Genomic DNA, 15,581 nt, shown 5'->3' on the forward strand with positions numbered 1-15,581 from the left:
TCACATCAGACACACATTCTACACACTTTCTTCACAAAAAGGTACCCTTTTGTGGCTTTGGTGTGAAGCAGGGGTGAACAAGATGTGAACATGCACGCGCTTTGTGAAGAAAATAGCACCTCCAGGTGCCACATAAAAAAAGCCCCTAAAACTTTCAGGTCTTAAGGGCCAATCTAAAATTAATAAAAAGTAAGCTTACACCAAGTCCTAAAACTTAAAATACGCCTTCGCATTATTGTAGCAAATATCCTGAATGACTTTTCCAAGCCATTCCCTATCGTCCGGTAATTCACCCTTTTCTACATCTTCTCCAAACAGGTTACACAAGATCCTTCTGAAATATTCATGGCGCGGATAAGAAAGGAAGCTTCTGGAATCGGTCAGCATCCCTACAAAACGACTCAACAGCCCCATATTAGAAAGCGTATTGATCTGTTTGATCATTCCGTCCTTTTGATCGAGGAACCACCAGCCCGAACCCCATTGCACTTTACCTGCAACTGTTCCATCATTATAGTTACCGATCATGGTTGCCATTAATTCATTGTCGGCCGGATTAAGGTTATACAGTATGGTCTTTGCCAATCGGTTCTGACCGTCCAGGTTATTCAGGAAACGCGACAATTGTTTGGCCTGACTAAAATCACCGATCGAATCAAACCCCGTATCAGGTCCCAGCTGAGTCAGCAGTCTGTCGTTGTTATTTCTTAAAGCGCCCAGATGGTATTGCTGCACCCAACCCTTTTCATGGTCCCAAAGTGCAAATTCGAACAGCATGGCTGATTTAAACTTCAGTACCTCTTCTAAAGTCAGCGCAGTATTGCTCCGGATCTTTACAAAGATCACCTTTACTTCCTCGAGGGTATAATTTTCAGCATAGATCTGTTCCAGCCCGTGGTCCGAAACCGTACAGCCATTGGCTGCAAAATAATCATGGCGGGCCTTCAGCGCTGCGAGATAGTCGTCGAGGTTATTGATTCTTGAGCCCCACAACTCCGCAAGCTTATTGATATAAGCATTCAAACCTGCAATATCATCTGCATTCATGGCTTTATCAGGTCTGAAAGCGGGGAAGATTTTAATGTCTACACCATCGTTTTTAAGTTTTTGGTGAAATTCCAGGTTATCCAGCGGATCATCCGTAGTACACAATGTCTTCACATTCATTTTGCGCAGCAGGTTCAGCACAGAATATTCTGGTGTCTGAAGTTTGGCAGTACATTCATTGTAAATACGCTCGGCGTTGGCGGGCGACAAGACATCATACACTTCAAAATACCTTTGCAGTTCCAGATGGGTCCAGTGGTATAAGGGATTCCTTAAAGTATAAGGAACGGTTTCGGCCCATTTCTTGAACTTTTCCAGATCAGAGGCTCCGCCTGTAATATAATATTCATCTATACCGTTGGCACGCATGGCACGCCATTTATAATGGTCGCCATAAAGCCAGGCCTGGGTAATGTTCTCAAAATTGATGTCATTTGCCATTTGTTCAGGGATCAAATGGTTATGATAATCTATCACCGGCATCTGTTTGGCAAAATCATGGTACAGCGACTGGGCTGTTTTGCTTTCCAATAAAAAATTCTCGTCTAAAAATTTCTTCATACAATAGTTATATAAGGTATTACGCTCTTCATTCAATGTTTTTCCGGTCTCTTTATAACGAAACCCCTCTCTTCCATGGAATAAAATCGTCTTGAACGTGGCGCACAGCACTTACCGTGGTTACCCCGCTGGCTACGTCAATCACATAGTTTAAAATTCTGCTCCCAGCCTGCTCTATGGTTTCTTCACCTTCAATAATCGGCCCTGTATCCAGGTCGATGATATCGCTCATTTTGTTAAACAGTTTGGTATTGCTTGATATTTTGACCACTGGTGCGATAGGGTTTCCGGTTGGTGTACCCAGTCCGGTTGTAAAAAGCACCACGTTTGCACCTGAGCCTACTTCTGCTGTTGTAGATTCCACATCGTTACCAGGTGTACACAACAGGTTTAATCCGGGTTTAAATACTTTTTCAGGATAATCCAATACTGCAACTACCGGAGAGGTTCCCCCTTTTTTGGCGGCTCCGGCCGATTTAATGGCATCGGTGATCAGGCCATCCTTAATGTTGCCCGGTGAAGGGTTCATATCAAACCCAGAACCTGCTTCCGTAGCCCTTTTGCTGTAGGTTTTCATCAGGTATTCAAAGCGCTCGGCATCTTCCTTATCTACACAGCGGTCACTCAGGTTCTGTTCTACCCCACAAAGTTCCGGGAATTCAGCAAGGATTACCGATCCGCCCAGTGCAACCAGCAGATCTGAAGCGTAACCAATTGCCGGGTTGGCAGAAATACCTGAAAAACCATCTGAACCACCACATTCCAGGCCGATACACAATTTACTTAAGGGCGCCGGTTTTCTTTCGTTGGCGTTGGCCTGGATCAATCCGGCGAAAGTCTGCTTTATGGCCTGGCTTAGCAACTCCGACTCTTTACCTATAGTTTGCTGATCCAGTATATATATAGGTTTATCAAAATTTCTGCTTCTTTTCTCTATTTCTTCCTTAAGGATACTTACCTGAGCATTCTGGCAACCCAGGCTCAGCACTGTTGCTCCTGCTACATTGGGATGGGTAATGTATCCGGCCAGCAATCCACATAAGGTTTCTGAATCCTGACGGGTACCGCCACAGCCACCTGTATGCGTTAAAAACTTGATCCCGTCTACATTGGGGAACATGCGGTTCTGTTTTTGGGTTTGCTCCGAATAGGTAAGCTGGGCATTCAGGATTTCACTTACACCGGCACCTTTTTCATAAAGGGCCATCAGTTCTTTGGCCTGCTGCTGGTAAGTTTCATTTCTTCCATAGCCGAGGTTATTCATCAAAGCTTCCTGTAGTACTTCCAGGTTCCTGTTCTCACAAAAAACCATCGGAATCACCAGCCAGTAATTGGCCGTTCCTACCTGCCCATCCGCACGGTGAAAGCCTTGAAAGGTTTTATCTTTCCAGGCTTCAACATCAGGTTTATGCCAGTCTACGTGCACATCAGTTGTATTAAATTCAGTTGCCGCATGTTTAATGTTGGCCGTGGTTAAAATAGAACCCACCGGAATGTCCATCTGGGCCTTACCTACCAGAACGCCATACATGACTACTTTATCTCCGGCGGCCAGGTCGGTAGTCGTAAACTTATGTTTGGCCGGTACGTTTTCTGTCAGCAAATAAGATTCACCTTCATAAACCACTTCGTCTCCTTTAACAAGGTCGGCAAGCGCAACCAGCACATTATCCTTAGGATGAACCTTTAATATTCTCTGTTTCATTTTGATACTTCTAATGTCTGATCAAGTCTGGCCAGAGCACCAGCCATACCATATTTCAATATATTGTTATAATTATCTTTTACAGCTTCATTAAAACCTGCCAATGCAGAGAGGTCCTCGCCCCACAACTTTCTGTCGATCAACATTAAATTTACATAATCAGATTCTTTTTGCTGTGCTGCACTGTAGAAATACTCTGCCTCATCATCGGTTATGGCGTAGGTATGACCATTGTAGTTCCCAAAGTACTGGTTACCTTCTTTTTTATCTGATTTCATGAATAGCAAAAATGCTGCAAAGCCAAAGGCAATGTGTGATGGTACCTTTTGAAACAGTTTATAGTAGTTTAGCAGAACAGGTAGTATTCTAATTTTCATTTTCATGGTATACTGAAACGTAATGTTGATCCACAGGTGCTGTATGCTTGGGTTCGCAAAGCGATCTATTACGGTATTGGCAAAAGCCATAGCTTCGACCTCAGCCACTTTATAAGGAATGGCCCCCGCAATCTCATGCATCATCAGTTCATTTACGTAATTCCGCGTTGCTTCATTGTTCATGGCTTTGGTTACAGTATCAATACCCAGCAGGTAAGCGATACCGGATGTAAGTGTATGTGAACCATTCAGCAAACGTACTTTCAATTCTTTAAATATCTCGATATCCGGTCTTACAATAACACCATGATCTGCCGCTTCAAGATTTAAAAGTTCAGAGACTTTCTGATTTCCCTCAATAGCCCAAAGCCTGTAGGGTTCGGCCATAATCAGCAGCTGGTCTTTATACCCAAGTTCTGCTTCCAGCTTCTCAAATGACGCAGTATCGGGCTTACCCGGCACAATACGATCAACCAGTGAATTACAGAAATGGACCTTTGTATCCAGCCATTTCACAAATGCCCCCTCCAGTTGGTTAAAAGTGATAAGCTGGCGCACAATGGTCTCCAGCTTTTTTCCATTATCTGATATCAGTTCAGTTGCAATTACGGCCAGTTCAGCATCTGCACTTTCACCCAGCGACTCATAGCGGGCATATAAAACAGCCAATAGTTTTGCAGGAAAAGATACTGGCGTTTTTTGATGGATACTTTCTTCTACCAGTTGTATGCCTACTTCTGTGGTGTTGGAGACAATAACCTTTAACAATGGCGAAACCGCAATATCTAATATTTCGCCCCATTGCTGATCAGCAACAAGCACGCGGCTGATGGCTGACGAGATGATATTTTCTTCAACGGGATGCCCGTTTTCTATGCCCCTTACACATATAGTATATAAACCATCCTGTTCCTCAAATTCTGCTGTCCCACCTTTGCTGGTTGATTTTACCACGGCCACCCGGCCATTAAACAATCCCTGTTTATTGGCCTTATCTATAAAATAATCGGGCAGACCACGCAACAGCACACCAGTTCCGAATTGCAGTACTTTTTCAGGGAGGTTAAATAACTCTTCCCGGGGAAGCTCAAGGTTAGCAGCTTTTATGCTGTTTAAAGCATTTTTTGATAAAATCATTTTGTTCTTATATAAGGTCGCAAAACAATTCTACGCAATTATTACTAGTTAAAAACCCTGTTTTGGGGTAATTATTTACGCAAACGTTATCGGTAACGTTTGCGTTGAAGGTGAATTAGAGTGCTATTGCCGGCATCCGTTTTAAATGTACCTGTTGATCAGGTTTTCCAGATACTCCTGTTTTCCACTGATTGTCTTCGGTTCTCCATTTGACAATGCATAATCGCGCAGGTCCTCAAGGTTCAGCCCCCCCTTTTCAAATACTTTGCCTTTTCCACTATCGTACGAGACATATCTATCCGCTCTAACTTTTTTGTATTCTGAGTGCTGTAGGATATTATCGGCAATTAGCAGCGCCCTGGCGAAGGTATCCATTCCACCAATATGTGCATGAAACAGATCTGCAGGGTCGGTTGAATTCCTTCGGATCCTGGCGTCAAAATTTATCCCACCTCCCTGCAGCCCTCCGGCTTCCAGGATAATCAGCATCGCCTCGGTAACCTCGTTAAGGTTATTTGGGAACTGGTCTGTATCCCATCCGTTCTGATAATCGCCACGGTTGGCATCAATGGAGCCCAGCTTACCGGCATCGGCTGCAACCTGCAATTCGTGCTGAAAGGTGTGCCCGGCAAGAGTTGCATGATTTACCTCCAGATTAAGCTTAAAATCATCGAGCAGGTTGTATTGCCGCAAAAAACCAAGAACTGTCGCTGCGTCATAGTCGTACTGGTGTTTGGTTGGCTCGCAAGGCTTGGGCTCGATAAAGAAAGTACCTCTAAAACCGTTTTTACGGGCATAATCTTTTGCCGCATGCAAAAATTTTGCAAGGTGTTCCTGTTCGCGTTTCATATCAGTATTTAGCAAGGTCATATACCCCTCACGGCCTCCCCAAAACACATAGTTTTCTCCATCTAGCGCTATTGTTGCATCCAGCGCTGCTTTTACCTGGGCAGCGGCATGCGTCAACACATGAAAATCAGGGTTCGTTGCGGCTCCGTTCATATATCTCCTGTGGGAGAAAAGATTAGCGGTGCCCCATAACAGTTTGATGCCGGTTTCGGCTTGTTTGGCCCTGGCATAATCAGTCATCAGCTGCATTCTTTTCTCATTTTCGATGATATCATTACCATAATCAATCACATCTACATCGTGAAAGCAATAGTAAGGAAGATTCATTTTACTTAAAAATTCAAAAGCGGCATCCATTTTAGCTTTTGCACGGTCGAGTGGATCGGATTTAACATCCCAGGGAAAAAGATGAGTCGGACCGCCAAAAGGATCTGAACCATTTCCACAGAAGGAATGCCAGTAGGCCCCGGCAAAGCGCAGGTGGTCTTTCATCTTTTTTCCGGCAACCAGTTGATCGGGATTGTACCATCTGAATGCAAGAGGATTGTCTGTACCCTGTCCTTCGAAACCGATCTTGCCAATTCCTTTAAAGTATTCTGCTTCTGAATTCCATGTAATCATGTGTAATAAATATTAGGTTTAAAATTAGGTCAGTTGTTTTGTTAAGAGTTCCTTCCAGTCCAGGTACTGTGCTTCCAGGTCTACCTGCGGATCTATCAAGCTGGATTTTTTTTTACTGCTGAAAGCATCACTTGCAGAAGTAAATATTCCGGCACCGATACCAGCGCCTATCGCAGCGCCATAACTGCTATCATTGTCGTACAATTCAACAGGAACACCTGTAACATTCACAAATGTCTGCGTAAAAACATCACTTAAAAAGAGATTGGAGCGTCCTGCCCTGATTATTGCAGGGATCATTCCATTTTCTTTTAAAATATCCAACCCGTATCGGAATGCAAAAGCGATTCCTTCCTGAACAGCACGAAAAATATGTGCACTGCTGTGTTTGTTCAAGTCTAACTGCTGCAAATGCGCAGCAACTATTTTGTTGTTTAGCATGCGTTCTGCGCCATTCCCAAACGGCAGTATGCGTAAACCTTCGCTTCCTGGGCTTACATATTTTGCCGCTTCATTCATGGCTTCGTATCCCATTGAGGGCGCAAGATTGTCTTTAGCCCATCTGTTCATGCTGCCAGTACCATTAATGCACAGCAATACGCCTAGGCGCTGTCTGGAGGAACTATGATTTACATGTGCAAAAGTATTTACACGTGAGGCTTTATCGGCCAGCAACTGGTCTGTTACCCCATAAATCACACCGGAAGTACCCGCAGTAGCTGCCACTTCTCCCGGCTCGGTTACATTTAAGGATAAGGCATTGTTGGGTTGGTCACCGGCTTTATAGGTTACTGGTATGCCTCGCTTCAGACCAAGAAGATTGGCAGCCTGTTGTGTCAACTGGCCATGTTCAGAAAAAACATCTTTTATTTCAGGGATCAGCGCATTGTCAAAACCAAAGTACCTCATGACTTCAGTTGAAAGCTTGCCTGCTTTGAAATCCCAGAAAATCCCCTCAGACAATGCTGCAACGCTTGTGCTCACTTCTCCTGTCAGTTTCATGGCTATAAAATCTCCGGGCAGCATTACTTTCACAATTTCTCCGTAAATTTCGGGTTCATTCTGCTTTACCCAGGCCAGTTTAGCAGCTGTAAAATTTCCTGGGGAATTCAACAGGTGCTCCAGGCAAAAGTCCCTTCCTAAATCATTGGAAGCTTTATCGCCAATCCCGACCGCCCTGCTGTCGCACCAGATAATACTGTTCCTTAAGCTCTGTTGTTTTTTATTCACCATCACCAGGCCATGCATCTGATAGGCGATGCCAATTGCAGCGATATCTTCCGGATCATAAGTGCATCGTGCATTACAAATTGCAATGGCATTTTTAACGTTCTCCCACCATAAGTCGGGTGATTGTTCGGCCCAGCCTTTACAGTGGCTGATAATTTCAGATTCACTTTCGGGATAGATAGCATGAGCAAGGGTATTACCTTTGGTTGCATCGATTACAGAAACTTTTATAGAAGATGTACCTACATCAATACCAAGTAGCAGCATTCATTTTAAGAGTTGGTTAAACGAAAATAAGCAAATACTTATTATTTGCAATCGATTGCACAAAATATATTTTACCATATTTACTTTCTGTATGAAGAACCATAAAAGGACAACCATTTACGATATCGCAAAAAAACTGAACCTGAATGCTTCATCGGTTTCAAGGGCATTAAATAACGATTCCAATATCAGCGAGGTTACGAAAAAGCTGATCCTGGACACAGCCAGGGAACTGAATTATAAGCAAAACAGCCTTGCTTCAAATCTTCGCAGGGGGCATAACCGTACCATTGGTGTGATTGTTCCCCATATCAATCAGAATTTCTTTGCTAATGTAATTGCCGGAATAGAGGAAGTAACTTACAAAAAAGGTTACAGCCTGATCATTTGTCAGTCTAACGAATCCTACGAGCGGGAGGTTGACTGTGTGAATACGTTAATTAACCAGCATGTAAATTGTATTGTCATTTCAGTTAGTGCCGACTTTAAAGAAGATACCCATTTAAAGAGTATTGTTGAACATGGGATTAAGCTGATCCAGTTTGACCGCGTGGCCGACAATCTGGATACTTATAAGGTAGTCAATAACAATGAACAAGCCTCAATGGAAGCTGTAAGCCATATGATTAAAGAAGGCTATAAAAGAATCGCACTATTGGAAGGCCCTCAGAATCTGAATATATTTCGCCAGCGTAAATCAGGCTATCTGGCAGCATTAAAAAAACATGGCATTGCGGTTATACCAGAACTGATTATAGAAAATGCCTGGACCAAGGAGCTTGGTGCAGCTGCCACAAGGAAACTGCTTAGTCTTACCCAGCCACCTGATGCCATTTTTGCGTCTACATCTGATTTTTCGGCTTTAGGCGTACTTGAAATTGCCACTAAAATGAATATCCCCGTACCTGAAACTTTGGGTATTTGCGGGTATTCCAACGAGGCGTTTACTGAGATCACAAGTCCGGCAATCACCACCATTGATCAGCACAGCATTACCATGGGCCAGACCATTGCCAACCTTTACTTCGACGAAGCGGGTTCGGGAACGGAAAGTCTAGGGAATAAGGTGATTAACATACAGCCGGAACTGATCATTCGCAAATCTACCTCCAAATGTAATGTTTGAAGCTTTTGCTTTAAGCGACATTACCGATAGGCCTGACCATATTATTTCTACAGCTTTCAGTCCTTAAAGTACCAGGCACATTTATCTGTCAGCATAGAACAAATTTAAAATGCATCTTTGATTTGTTCTCAAAAAAGGTCATATTGGTCGTGTTACAATAAGATAAAGCATATGCAAAAAGTTTACATGGGTGATTCCGGCGTAAAAGTTTCTCCGGCAGTTTATGGATTTTACAGGTGGGACGAGGTTAAGGATCCCGGAACAGTATTGAAGAGCACGGTTCATTTATGCCTTGAGCTGGGCATCAATACTTTTGAACACAGTGCCGGTTACGGCTCTTTTGCCTGCGAAGAACTTTTTGGTAACCTGATGGCCGATGGTGCATTTAAAAGAGAAGAAGTGGTGTTGTTCAGCAAATGCGGCTTAAGGGTTCCACATCCTCAGACGCCTGAAGTAAGGGTAAGACATTACGACAGCTCTTGCGCCCACATCACCAAAAGCATTGAAAGCTCATTGAAAAAACTCCGGACGGATTATCTGGACATTTTTTTATTGGACACGCTTGATCCGATATCTAACCTTGAAGAGACCGCCCTTACACTTGATAAATTAAAGGAATCCGGTAAAATTAAAAACATTGGCGTAGCTAATTTTACGGTTTTCCAGCACCAGCTGCTGGCCTCTTATCTAACCAAACCCATAGTAACCAACCATATTGAACTGAACCTTTTAAGCACCCAGGCGCTGGACAATGGTCAGATAGATTATATCAAACAGCGTTATATGCGCCCTCTGGCCTATGCTCCGCTGGCGGAAGGCAGAATTGCTACCGGGACCGACCCTCAAGCTGTCAAAGTACGTGAAAAACTTGAAGAACTAAGTGTCAAATACAATGCAAATATTGAGTCCCTTGCCGTAGCCTGGCTGGTAAAACTTGGCGCATTGCCTCTTATTGGAACTACCAATGAACAAAGGATAAGAAATGCAGCAAATGCATTTACCATTGATCTGGATCATCAGGATTGGTATGCCTTATATAACATCAGCAGAAGCTAATCAATAATCATTCTACAGAAGGCTTGTCTTTTTTAAAGATATTGTTACCTTTGCGCGTTTATTTTTATTTAGATTCAAAATAAATAAGAAGAGCGAAGGGGAATAAAGACAAAGCTTTATATGAATAGAATTTTTACGATTTTAGTTTTTTTCATGTGCCTGACTGCGGTTGCAAATGCGCAGTTAATTAAGGGTGTTTTATACGATAAAACCACTGGACAACAAATTCCGGGGGCAAGTGTGTGGCCAAAGGAACGCTCAAAATCCGGTGTTATTACTGATGCACAAGGCAAATTCAGTATCCATCTAAACGGCGGAGAGCACCTGATAATCAGAATGGTTGGCTATAAAGATTTTCAAAAACATTATGCCATAGTCCCTTCTGATTTACAGGAGATTTATCTCGAGCCTGGTTTGGCCCTGAACGAAGTAATGGTAACTGCGAGTCTGGCCAACTCCAGGAGTAAAAAAGCTATAGGAACCAATGTGGATCACATCAACGCTGCTGATATCGTAGCTACCACCAACCCCGCATCCCTGGCTAGTCTGGTTAACGGCAGGATCAGTGGGGCGCAGGTTTACAACACCAATGGTAAGGTGGGTATGCCCATCCGTTTCGACATCCGCTCTGCTGCTACATTCAGCATGGAACGCGACCCTTTAATTTTTATAGATGGAGTACGCTATAATAATGGCAACACAGCTGATGTGAATTCGTCGCAGGAAGCCATGAGCGCCCTGAACGATCTGCCGATGAACGACATTGAATCTATAGATGTGATCAAAGGACCGGCCGCGGCAGCCTCTTATGGTGCAGAAGCTGCGAATGGTGTGGTAATTATCCAGACAAAGCGTGGTTTGAGTACTAAAAAGGGAGTTGCTGTAAATGTAAAGTATACTGGTGGTTTCAATGAACTGGCCAATAAATATGATCAGTTTGTAAATAATGGTCCATTAAATGACTTTTTCATTAAAGGACAGCAGCATCAGCTCTATACCAACCTTACTGCACAATTTGAACCGGGGAACAGTCTCTTCTTTTCGGCAAACACCAATAAAAACACCGGGATAATCCCCGGAAATACCGATGACAGGCAAACCATCCGTGCAGGATATGAGTTTACAAAAGATCGTTTTAAATTGTCGTTAACTGCAGGATATGTGAACGGAAAATTAAGCATCCCTCAGTCGGCCTCGGGACGTGATGATGCCATCTGGAATCTGATGCGCGATCAGAGCCCATGGCCTTTTATTAGTGAGGAAAGCTGGAGGGCCATTCAAAAAGAATATCAGAATGACCGTTTTACAGGTAGCTTGAAACTGGGTTATACACTACCGCTTGAAATTAAAGTGGAGACTTTACTGGGGTTCGACCTGAACCAGATCGACGGATTGAACTATCTGCCTTATGGCTATCTGCAGGGCACCAATAATACGGGCTCCAAACAGGTGAGCAACCGCAAAAATGAAAACATGAACTGGGATTTTAAATTGTCCAGAAACTTTGTTTTTGATCCGAAATGGCAACTGAATGTCTCTTTACTCTCGCAGCTTACCCGCGCTACAGAAAAGGTAGACGGCATCAGCGTTCGGAATTTTGCTACCCCTGGCATCAGCAATATCGCCTCAGCTGCCGAAATACTGAGCACTACCGACACCTATTTTGAAAAACGCACGCATGGTTTATACGGAGAAGCTTTTCTGAATTACGACAATCGTTTGTTTGTGAATGCAGGTGTGCGCAGGGATGTTTCCAACATGATCGGGAGAAATGTGGCCAGCATCTGGTACCCTACCGTTAGTGCAGCTTACAACATTGCTGATATGGGTTTTCTGCAGGGCAAAGTGGAAGAATGGAAACTGAGGGCTGCTTATGGCGAATCGGGCCGCCTGCCCTACCCAAATGACGCACAAACTGCCTACCTGGTAGAAAACTCTTCTTTCGGAACCGTAGTGAGGCCGTTACGAAAAGGAAACCCCGACATTAAACCCGAAAGAACCGGAGAACTGGAATTTGGAACAGACATTACCATCTTTAAACAAAAAATAGGCTTTACTTATTACAGGCAAAATACCCGTGACGCCATTGTTTATACTACATTACTTCCTTCTTTGGGCTGGCCGTCGAGCTTAAGCGGCGACTATCCGGAAAACATCGGAAAAATAAAAGGCCAGGGAATTGAGGTAACCTATAACGGTCGTCTGTTTACCAGTACAAATAAGAAACACAGTCTGGACTTGTTTGCCATCTTTAACCACCAGTCGAACGAAGTGGTAAATGCTGGTGGCAGGGAGTTATTGAATACCGTTAACCTGATCCGCGAAGGATTACCTGCTTTTGCATTCTATACAGGTGTTGCTGAAGGTGCAGTTTTTAATGGCAGTGGTGTGTATACCGGCGCCAAAGAAAGTGCCCCTCAGGTACTGGGCAAACCCTTCCCTACCTTCAATGGTTCTTTTGGCTTTAACCTTCAGTTGATCAGCAACTTCCACCTGCAATCTTTATTTACCTATTCGCAGGGGGCAAAAGTTTACAACATCTCGATGCGTAACGTAGCCAGCCAGGGTACCAACTTTAAAGCCAGTGAAGCTTTAAAAGCAAAACTGGCTACCCAGACTCCGGGATCAGCAGATTATATAGCTACAGCAAATGAATTGTCCAAATATGCCGGCCCTCGTGGCAATTTTATTGAGAAAGCCGATTTCATCAGATTGAGTAACCTTACACTTTCTTACGACCTGGGCAGCTGGGCCAAAGCACAAACCAAAGGCTTGTTAAAACGCTGTGTCGTTTCTGTAACGGGAAACAACCTTTGGCTGAAAACCAATTATGGAGGTGCCGAGCCGCAGATCGACTCTCAAGGTGGAAGCAAACGTACCCGGGGTATCAGTTATTTATCGAGCGACTGGACGGCAGTTCCGGCTCCCCGCAGCTATGCATTTAGTTTAAATATTGGATTTTAACCTGGTCTGAAGGCAGATCATTATACATAAAGGTATGTTAACAGTTATAAAGAGTTTTTGGAAAATCGGAACCCTACTGGTGGTTTCCGCATTACTTACTTCATGCGACAAATGGGTAAACGACACCAAATTGCCAGACAATACAATTGACGAATCGCAACTGAGCGGCATTGACATGCTGGGTAAAATTGACAAAGGAAATTATGTTTACGGGCCGGTAATAGCAGGTGTATGGCGTGCAGGAGCTACATCGGCTTCAGATTTACTGGTAGCTTCGGGAGCAATAGCAGACGAGATCACTTCTACCGCTGTACCGAATTCTCCCTTTTATAAAGAACTGGATGAAGATAAGCTTAGTCCCGATAACACTTCCCTTTTCAGCACCTGGTCTAACGTTCAGAACTATCGGGCACGCGCTGAAGATGCCATACGCATTGCAGAGCAGCTAAACCCAGGCGAAGCAGATCAGCAGAAAGTGAAACAGGCAGCGCTGGTAAACGCCCGCCTACATGCAGGCTATGCCTGGCTGTTGATGGCCGACTATTTTAGTGTAAGCAGTACCAACAAAGTAGTTTATGCCGACAATAAAGCGGTATCTCATCAGGAAGCCTATGCCAAAGCCCAGGCTTATTGGGAACAGGCCATTCCGCAAGCCAGCGATGCGAAAAAAAGAATGCTGCATTCGTTATTGGCCAAACTGGGTATCCATACCGGAAATTATGCGCTGGCCGCGCAACACATTGGTTCATCATTCGGTACTGCAGAGAATTTCAGCTTTTTAAATACAGTAGGCACAGTAAGCAATGGATTTTTCAGCGCATTAAGCATCAATTCCAGGGATGCGGCTGTTGATCCAACATTGGTAAGCACATTGATAACCACAGCCGATAAAGCAAGGAACCCGGTAGTAAAGGCAGCAAAAGGGCATTGGTCGCTCACACTATTCAAAGAGAGGGATCCTTTACTGGTAAGCGACTATGATGAAATGCAACTGATCCGGGCCGAACTTGTGGCAAGGGGATTACTGAGCGGAAATGCAACAGACCTTGTTAACTCGGTTATCTTGAAGTATGATGCATCGGGAGCCTCAAATAAGCCAGCAACACCGGCACTTACCTTACAGGATATTACAGCAATCCGCAGGATATACCTGTCCTGGAAGGGTACCCGTTTAATTGACCTCAGAAGGTTTGGCATAGATGGTGATTTGAACCCGGGCTTTACTAAACGAAAATGGCAATGGATAGGTGTACCGGAAATTGAAACACAGAAATAAGGTTTGTGTTAAAAAGTGTTAAGGCCTTGTTAAGGTCAAAGCCTTTACATAGCTTAGCGTCCTGTTATTTTTAATTGACGTTGTCGTATTATTACCTTATCTTTGCAGAATGTTTAAAATTAAACACGTATTACTATTCAGTTTCATTATTATAGCCCTAAGCATTGCGGGCTGCAAAAGCCAGTTTGAAAAGATCAGACTGAGCAATGACGTAAAGAAAAAATATGAAGAGGCGATGCGCTTGTATAACAAGAAAAACTATTCAAAGGCCTTGATCCTGTTTGAAGACCTTTCTCAGAAATACAGGGGAAGAGCGGAAGCCGAGGAGTTGAATTACCATTACGCGATGACCCTTTATAAATTAAGGGACTATACCACTGCAAGATACCAGTTTAAGTCGTTTGCCGACACCTATCCAAGCAGCAGATATGCTGAGGAATGCAGGTATATGGGCGCTTATTGCTATTACCTGGATTCTCCGGCCCCTAGTCTGGATCAGGAGAATACCTATAAAGCCATTGACGCTTTACAATTGTTCATCAACTTTTACCCTAAAAGCGAACGTGCAGCAGATGCAGCCAAATACATTGGTTTGTTAAGGGCCAAGCTGGAAGATAAAGCTTATACAAATGCCAAGCTTTATTACGATCTGGGCGGTTACGATGTAACCAATTATAAAGCTGCTGTTATTGCATTAAAAAATGCACAGATCGATTTCCCTGACATTAAGTATGCAGAAGAAATGGACTTTCTGATCATCAAATCTCAATTTGCTTATGCAAAAAACAGCTATGAGACCCGTCAGGAAGACAGATTTAATGAGGCCATTACCTATGCGGACGAATTCATTGAAGGCCACCCGCAGAGTAAGCTGGTTGAAGATGCAAAAGCTTTAAAAAAAGATAGTCAGGCTGGAATAGAGAGCGCGAAAAAATTCCTTGCCCAGTTGGCAAAAGATCAGGAAAAATATAAAGCAATGTTGGCAAAGGATGCCAAATCGGACAGTACAAAGACAATAAAAACACCCATTAAATAATGAATACGAATAAACCAGCAGTACCGAATACTACGGTAACCAGAAATGTTAATGATCTTGATCAGAAAACAAAAAATATCTATGAGTCTCTGGTAATCATTTCTAAAAGGGCTAATCAGATCTCCAACAACATGAAAGAAGAATTACACGGCAAACTGGCCGAATTTGCTTCTTCTAATGACAACCTGGAAGAGATTTTTGAGAACAGAGAGCAGATTGAGATCAGCAAGCATTATGAGCGTTTACCAAAACCAAGCTTAATTGCTATTGATGAATTCCTGAACGATAAGGTCTACTTCAGAAACCCTGCTAAAGAGCAACAATAAGAC

Annotated in this window: 11 protein-coding genes; 6 read left to right on the forward strand and 5 right to left on the reverse strand. The window is 43.5% G+C overall.

Going from position 1 to position 15,581, the window contains the following annotated elements:
• Positions 1-207: 207 nt before the first annotated feature.
• The 5 genes from uxaC to ABIE26_RS19790 all read right to left on the reverse strand — a co-directional run bounded on the left by uxaC (position 208) and on the right by ABIE26_RS19790 (position 7,794).
• Entirely contained in the window at positions 208-1,608 is a 1,401-nt protein-coding gene (uxaC, locus tag ABIE26_RS19770) for a glucuronate isomerase (RefSeq protein WP_310145117.1), read from the reverse strand.
• 52 nt (positions 1,609-1,660) lie between these two features.
• Positions 1,661-3,313, reverse strand: a complete 1,653-nt coding sequence (locus tag ABIE26_RS19775) for a UxaA family hydrolase (protein ID WP_310145118.1) — start codon at positions 3,311-3,313, stop codon at positions 1,661-1,663.
• Positions 3,310-4,827 (reverse strand): tagaturonate reductase, encoded by a 1,518-nt coding sequence (locus tag ABIE26_RS19780; protein ID WP_310145119.1) that lies wholly within the window; start codon positions 4,825-4,827, stop codon positions 3,310-3,312. The genes ABIE26_RS19775 and ABIE26_RS19780 overlap by 4 nt, the downstream gene beginning before the upstream one ends.
• A gap of 141 nt (positions 4,828-4,968) precedes the next feature.
• Entirely contained in the window at positions 4,969-6,297 is a 1,329-nt protein-coding gene (gene xylA, locus ABIE26_RS19785; RefSeq protein ID WP_310145120.1) for a xylose isomerase, read from the reverse strand.
• A gap of 24 nt (positions 6,298-6,321) precedes the next feature.
• Positions 6,322-7,794 carry a xylulokinase gene (locus ABIE26_RS19790; RefSeq protein WP_310145121.1) on the reverse strand — a complete coding sequence of 491 codons (1,473 nt, stop codon included), beginning with the start codon at positions 7,792-7,794 and terminating at the stop codon, positions 6,322-6,324.
• 91 nt (positions 7,795-7,885) lie between these two features.
• Here ABIE26_RS19790 and ABIE26_RS19795 point away from each other — a divergent pair, with 91 nt between their 5' ends.
• The 6 genes from ABIE26_RS19795 to ABIE26_RS19820 all read left to right on the forward strand — a co-directional run bounded on the left by ABIE26_RS19795 (position 7,886) and on the right by ABIE26_RS19820 (position 15,578).
• Entirely contained in the window at positions 7,886-8,920 is a 1,035-nt protein-coding gene (locus ABIE26_RS19795) for a LacI family DNA-binding transcriptional regulator (RefSeq protein ID WP_310145122.1), read from the forward strand.
• 171 nt (positions 8,921-9,091) lie between these two features.
• Positions 9,092-9,976, forward strand: a complete 885-nt coding sequence (locus ABIE26_RS19800) for an aldo/keto reductase (protein ID WP_310145123.1) — start codon at positions 9,092-9,094, stop codon at positions 9,974-9,976.
• A gap of 120 nt (positions 9,977-10,096) precedes the next feature.
• Positions 10,097-12,940: a TonB-dependent receptor domain-containing protein gene (locus ABIE26_RS19805; RefSeq protein ID WP_310145124.1), complete on the forward strand. Its 2,844-nt coding sequence runs from the start codon at positions 10,097-10,099 to the stop codon at positions 12,938-12,940.
• A 34-nt stretch (positions 12,941-12,974) separates the two neighbouring features.
• Complete coding sequence (locus tag ABIE26_RS19810; RefSeq protein ID WP_310145125.1) at positions 12,975-14,216, forward strand: hypothetical protein; 1,242 nt, start codon at positions 12,975-12,977, stop codon at positions 14,214-14,216.
• Positions 14,217-14,325: 109 nt separating this feature from the next.
• Positions 14,326-15,252, forward strand: coding sequence for an outer membrane protein assembly factor BamD (locus ABIE26_RS19815; protein ID WP_310145127.1), 927 nt, complete (start codon positions 14,326-14,328; stop codon positions 15,250-15,252).
• Positions 15,252-15,578, forward strand: a complete 327-nt coding sequence (locus ABIE26_RS19820; protein ID WP_084241569.1) for a DNA-directed RNA polymerase subunit omega — start codon at positions 15,252-15,254, stop codon at positions 15,576-15,578. The genes ABIE26_RS19815 and ABIE26_RS19820 overlap by 1 nt, the downstream gene beginning before the upstream one ends.
• Positions 15,579-15,581 lie beyond the last annotated feature (3 nt).

Origin of the sequence: Pedobacter africanus (assembly GCF_040548825.1) — a bacterium.
GTDB lineage: Bacteria > Bacteroidota > Bacteroidia > Sphingobacteriales > Sphingobacteriaceae > Pedobacter > Pedobacter africanus_A.

What these genes read in the sequence shown, in the direction of transcription:
- uxaC (WP_310145117.1), bottom strand. Translation starts at nt 1,608, where the DNA reads ATGAAGAAATTTTTAGACGAGAATTTTTTATTGGAAAGCAAAACAGCC.
- ABIE26_RS19775 (WP_310145118.1), bottom strand. Translation starts at nt 3,313, where the DNA reads ATGAAACAGAGAATATTAAAGGTTCATCCTAAGGATAATGTGCTGGTT.
- ABIE26_RS19780 (WP_310145119.1), bottom strand. Translation starts at nt 4,827, where the DNA reads ATGATTTTATCAAAAAATGCTTTAAACAGCATAAAAGCTGCTAACCTT.
- xylA (WP_310145120.1), bottom strand. Translation starts at nt 6,297, where the DNA reads ATGATTACATGGAATTCAGAAGCAGAATACTTTAAAGGAATTGGCAAG.
- ABIE26_RS19790 (WP_310145121.1), bottom strand. Translation starts at nt 7,794, where the DNA reads ATGCTGCTACTTGGTATTGATGTAGGTACATCTTCTATAAAAGTTTCT.
- ABIE26_RS19795 (WP_310145122.1), top strand. Translation starts at nt 7,886, where the DNA reads ATGAAGAACCATAAAAGGACAACCATTTACGATATCGCAAAAAAACTG.
- ABIE26_RS19800 (WP_310145123.1), top strand. Translation starts at nt 9,092, where the DNA reads ATGCAAAAAGTTTACATGGGTGATTCCGGCGTAAAAGTTTCTCCGGCA.
- ABIE26_RS19805 (WP_310145124.1), top strand. Translation starts at nt 10,097, where the DNA reads ATGAATAGAATTTTTACGATTTTAGTTTTTTTCATGTGCCTGACTGCG.
- ABIE26_RS19810 (WP_310145125.1), top strand. Translation starts at nt 12,975, where the DNA reads ATGTTAACAGTTATAAAGAGTTTTTGGAAAATCGGAACCCTACTGGTG.
- ABIE26_RS19815 (WP_310145127.1), top strand. Translation starts at nt 14,326, where the DNA reads ATGTTTAAAATTAAACACGTATTACTATTCAGTTTCATTATTATAGCC.
- ABIE26_RS19820 (WP_084241569.1), top strand. Translation starts at nt 15,252, where the DNA reads ATGAATACGAATAAACCAGCAGTACCGAATACTACGGTAACCAGAAAT.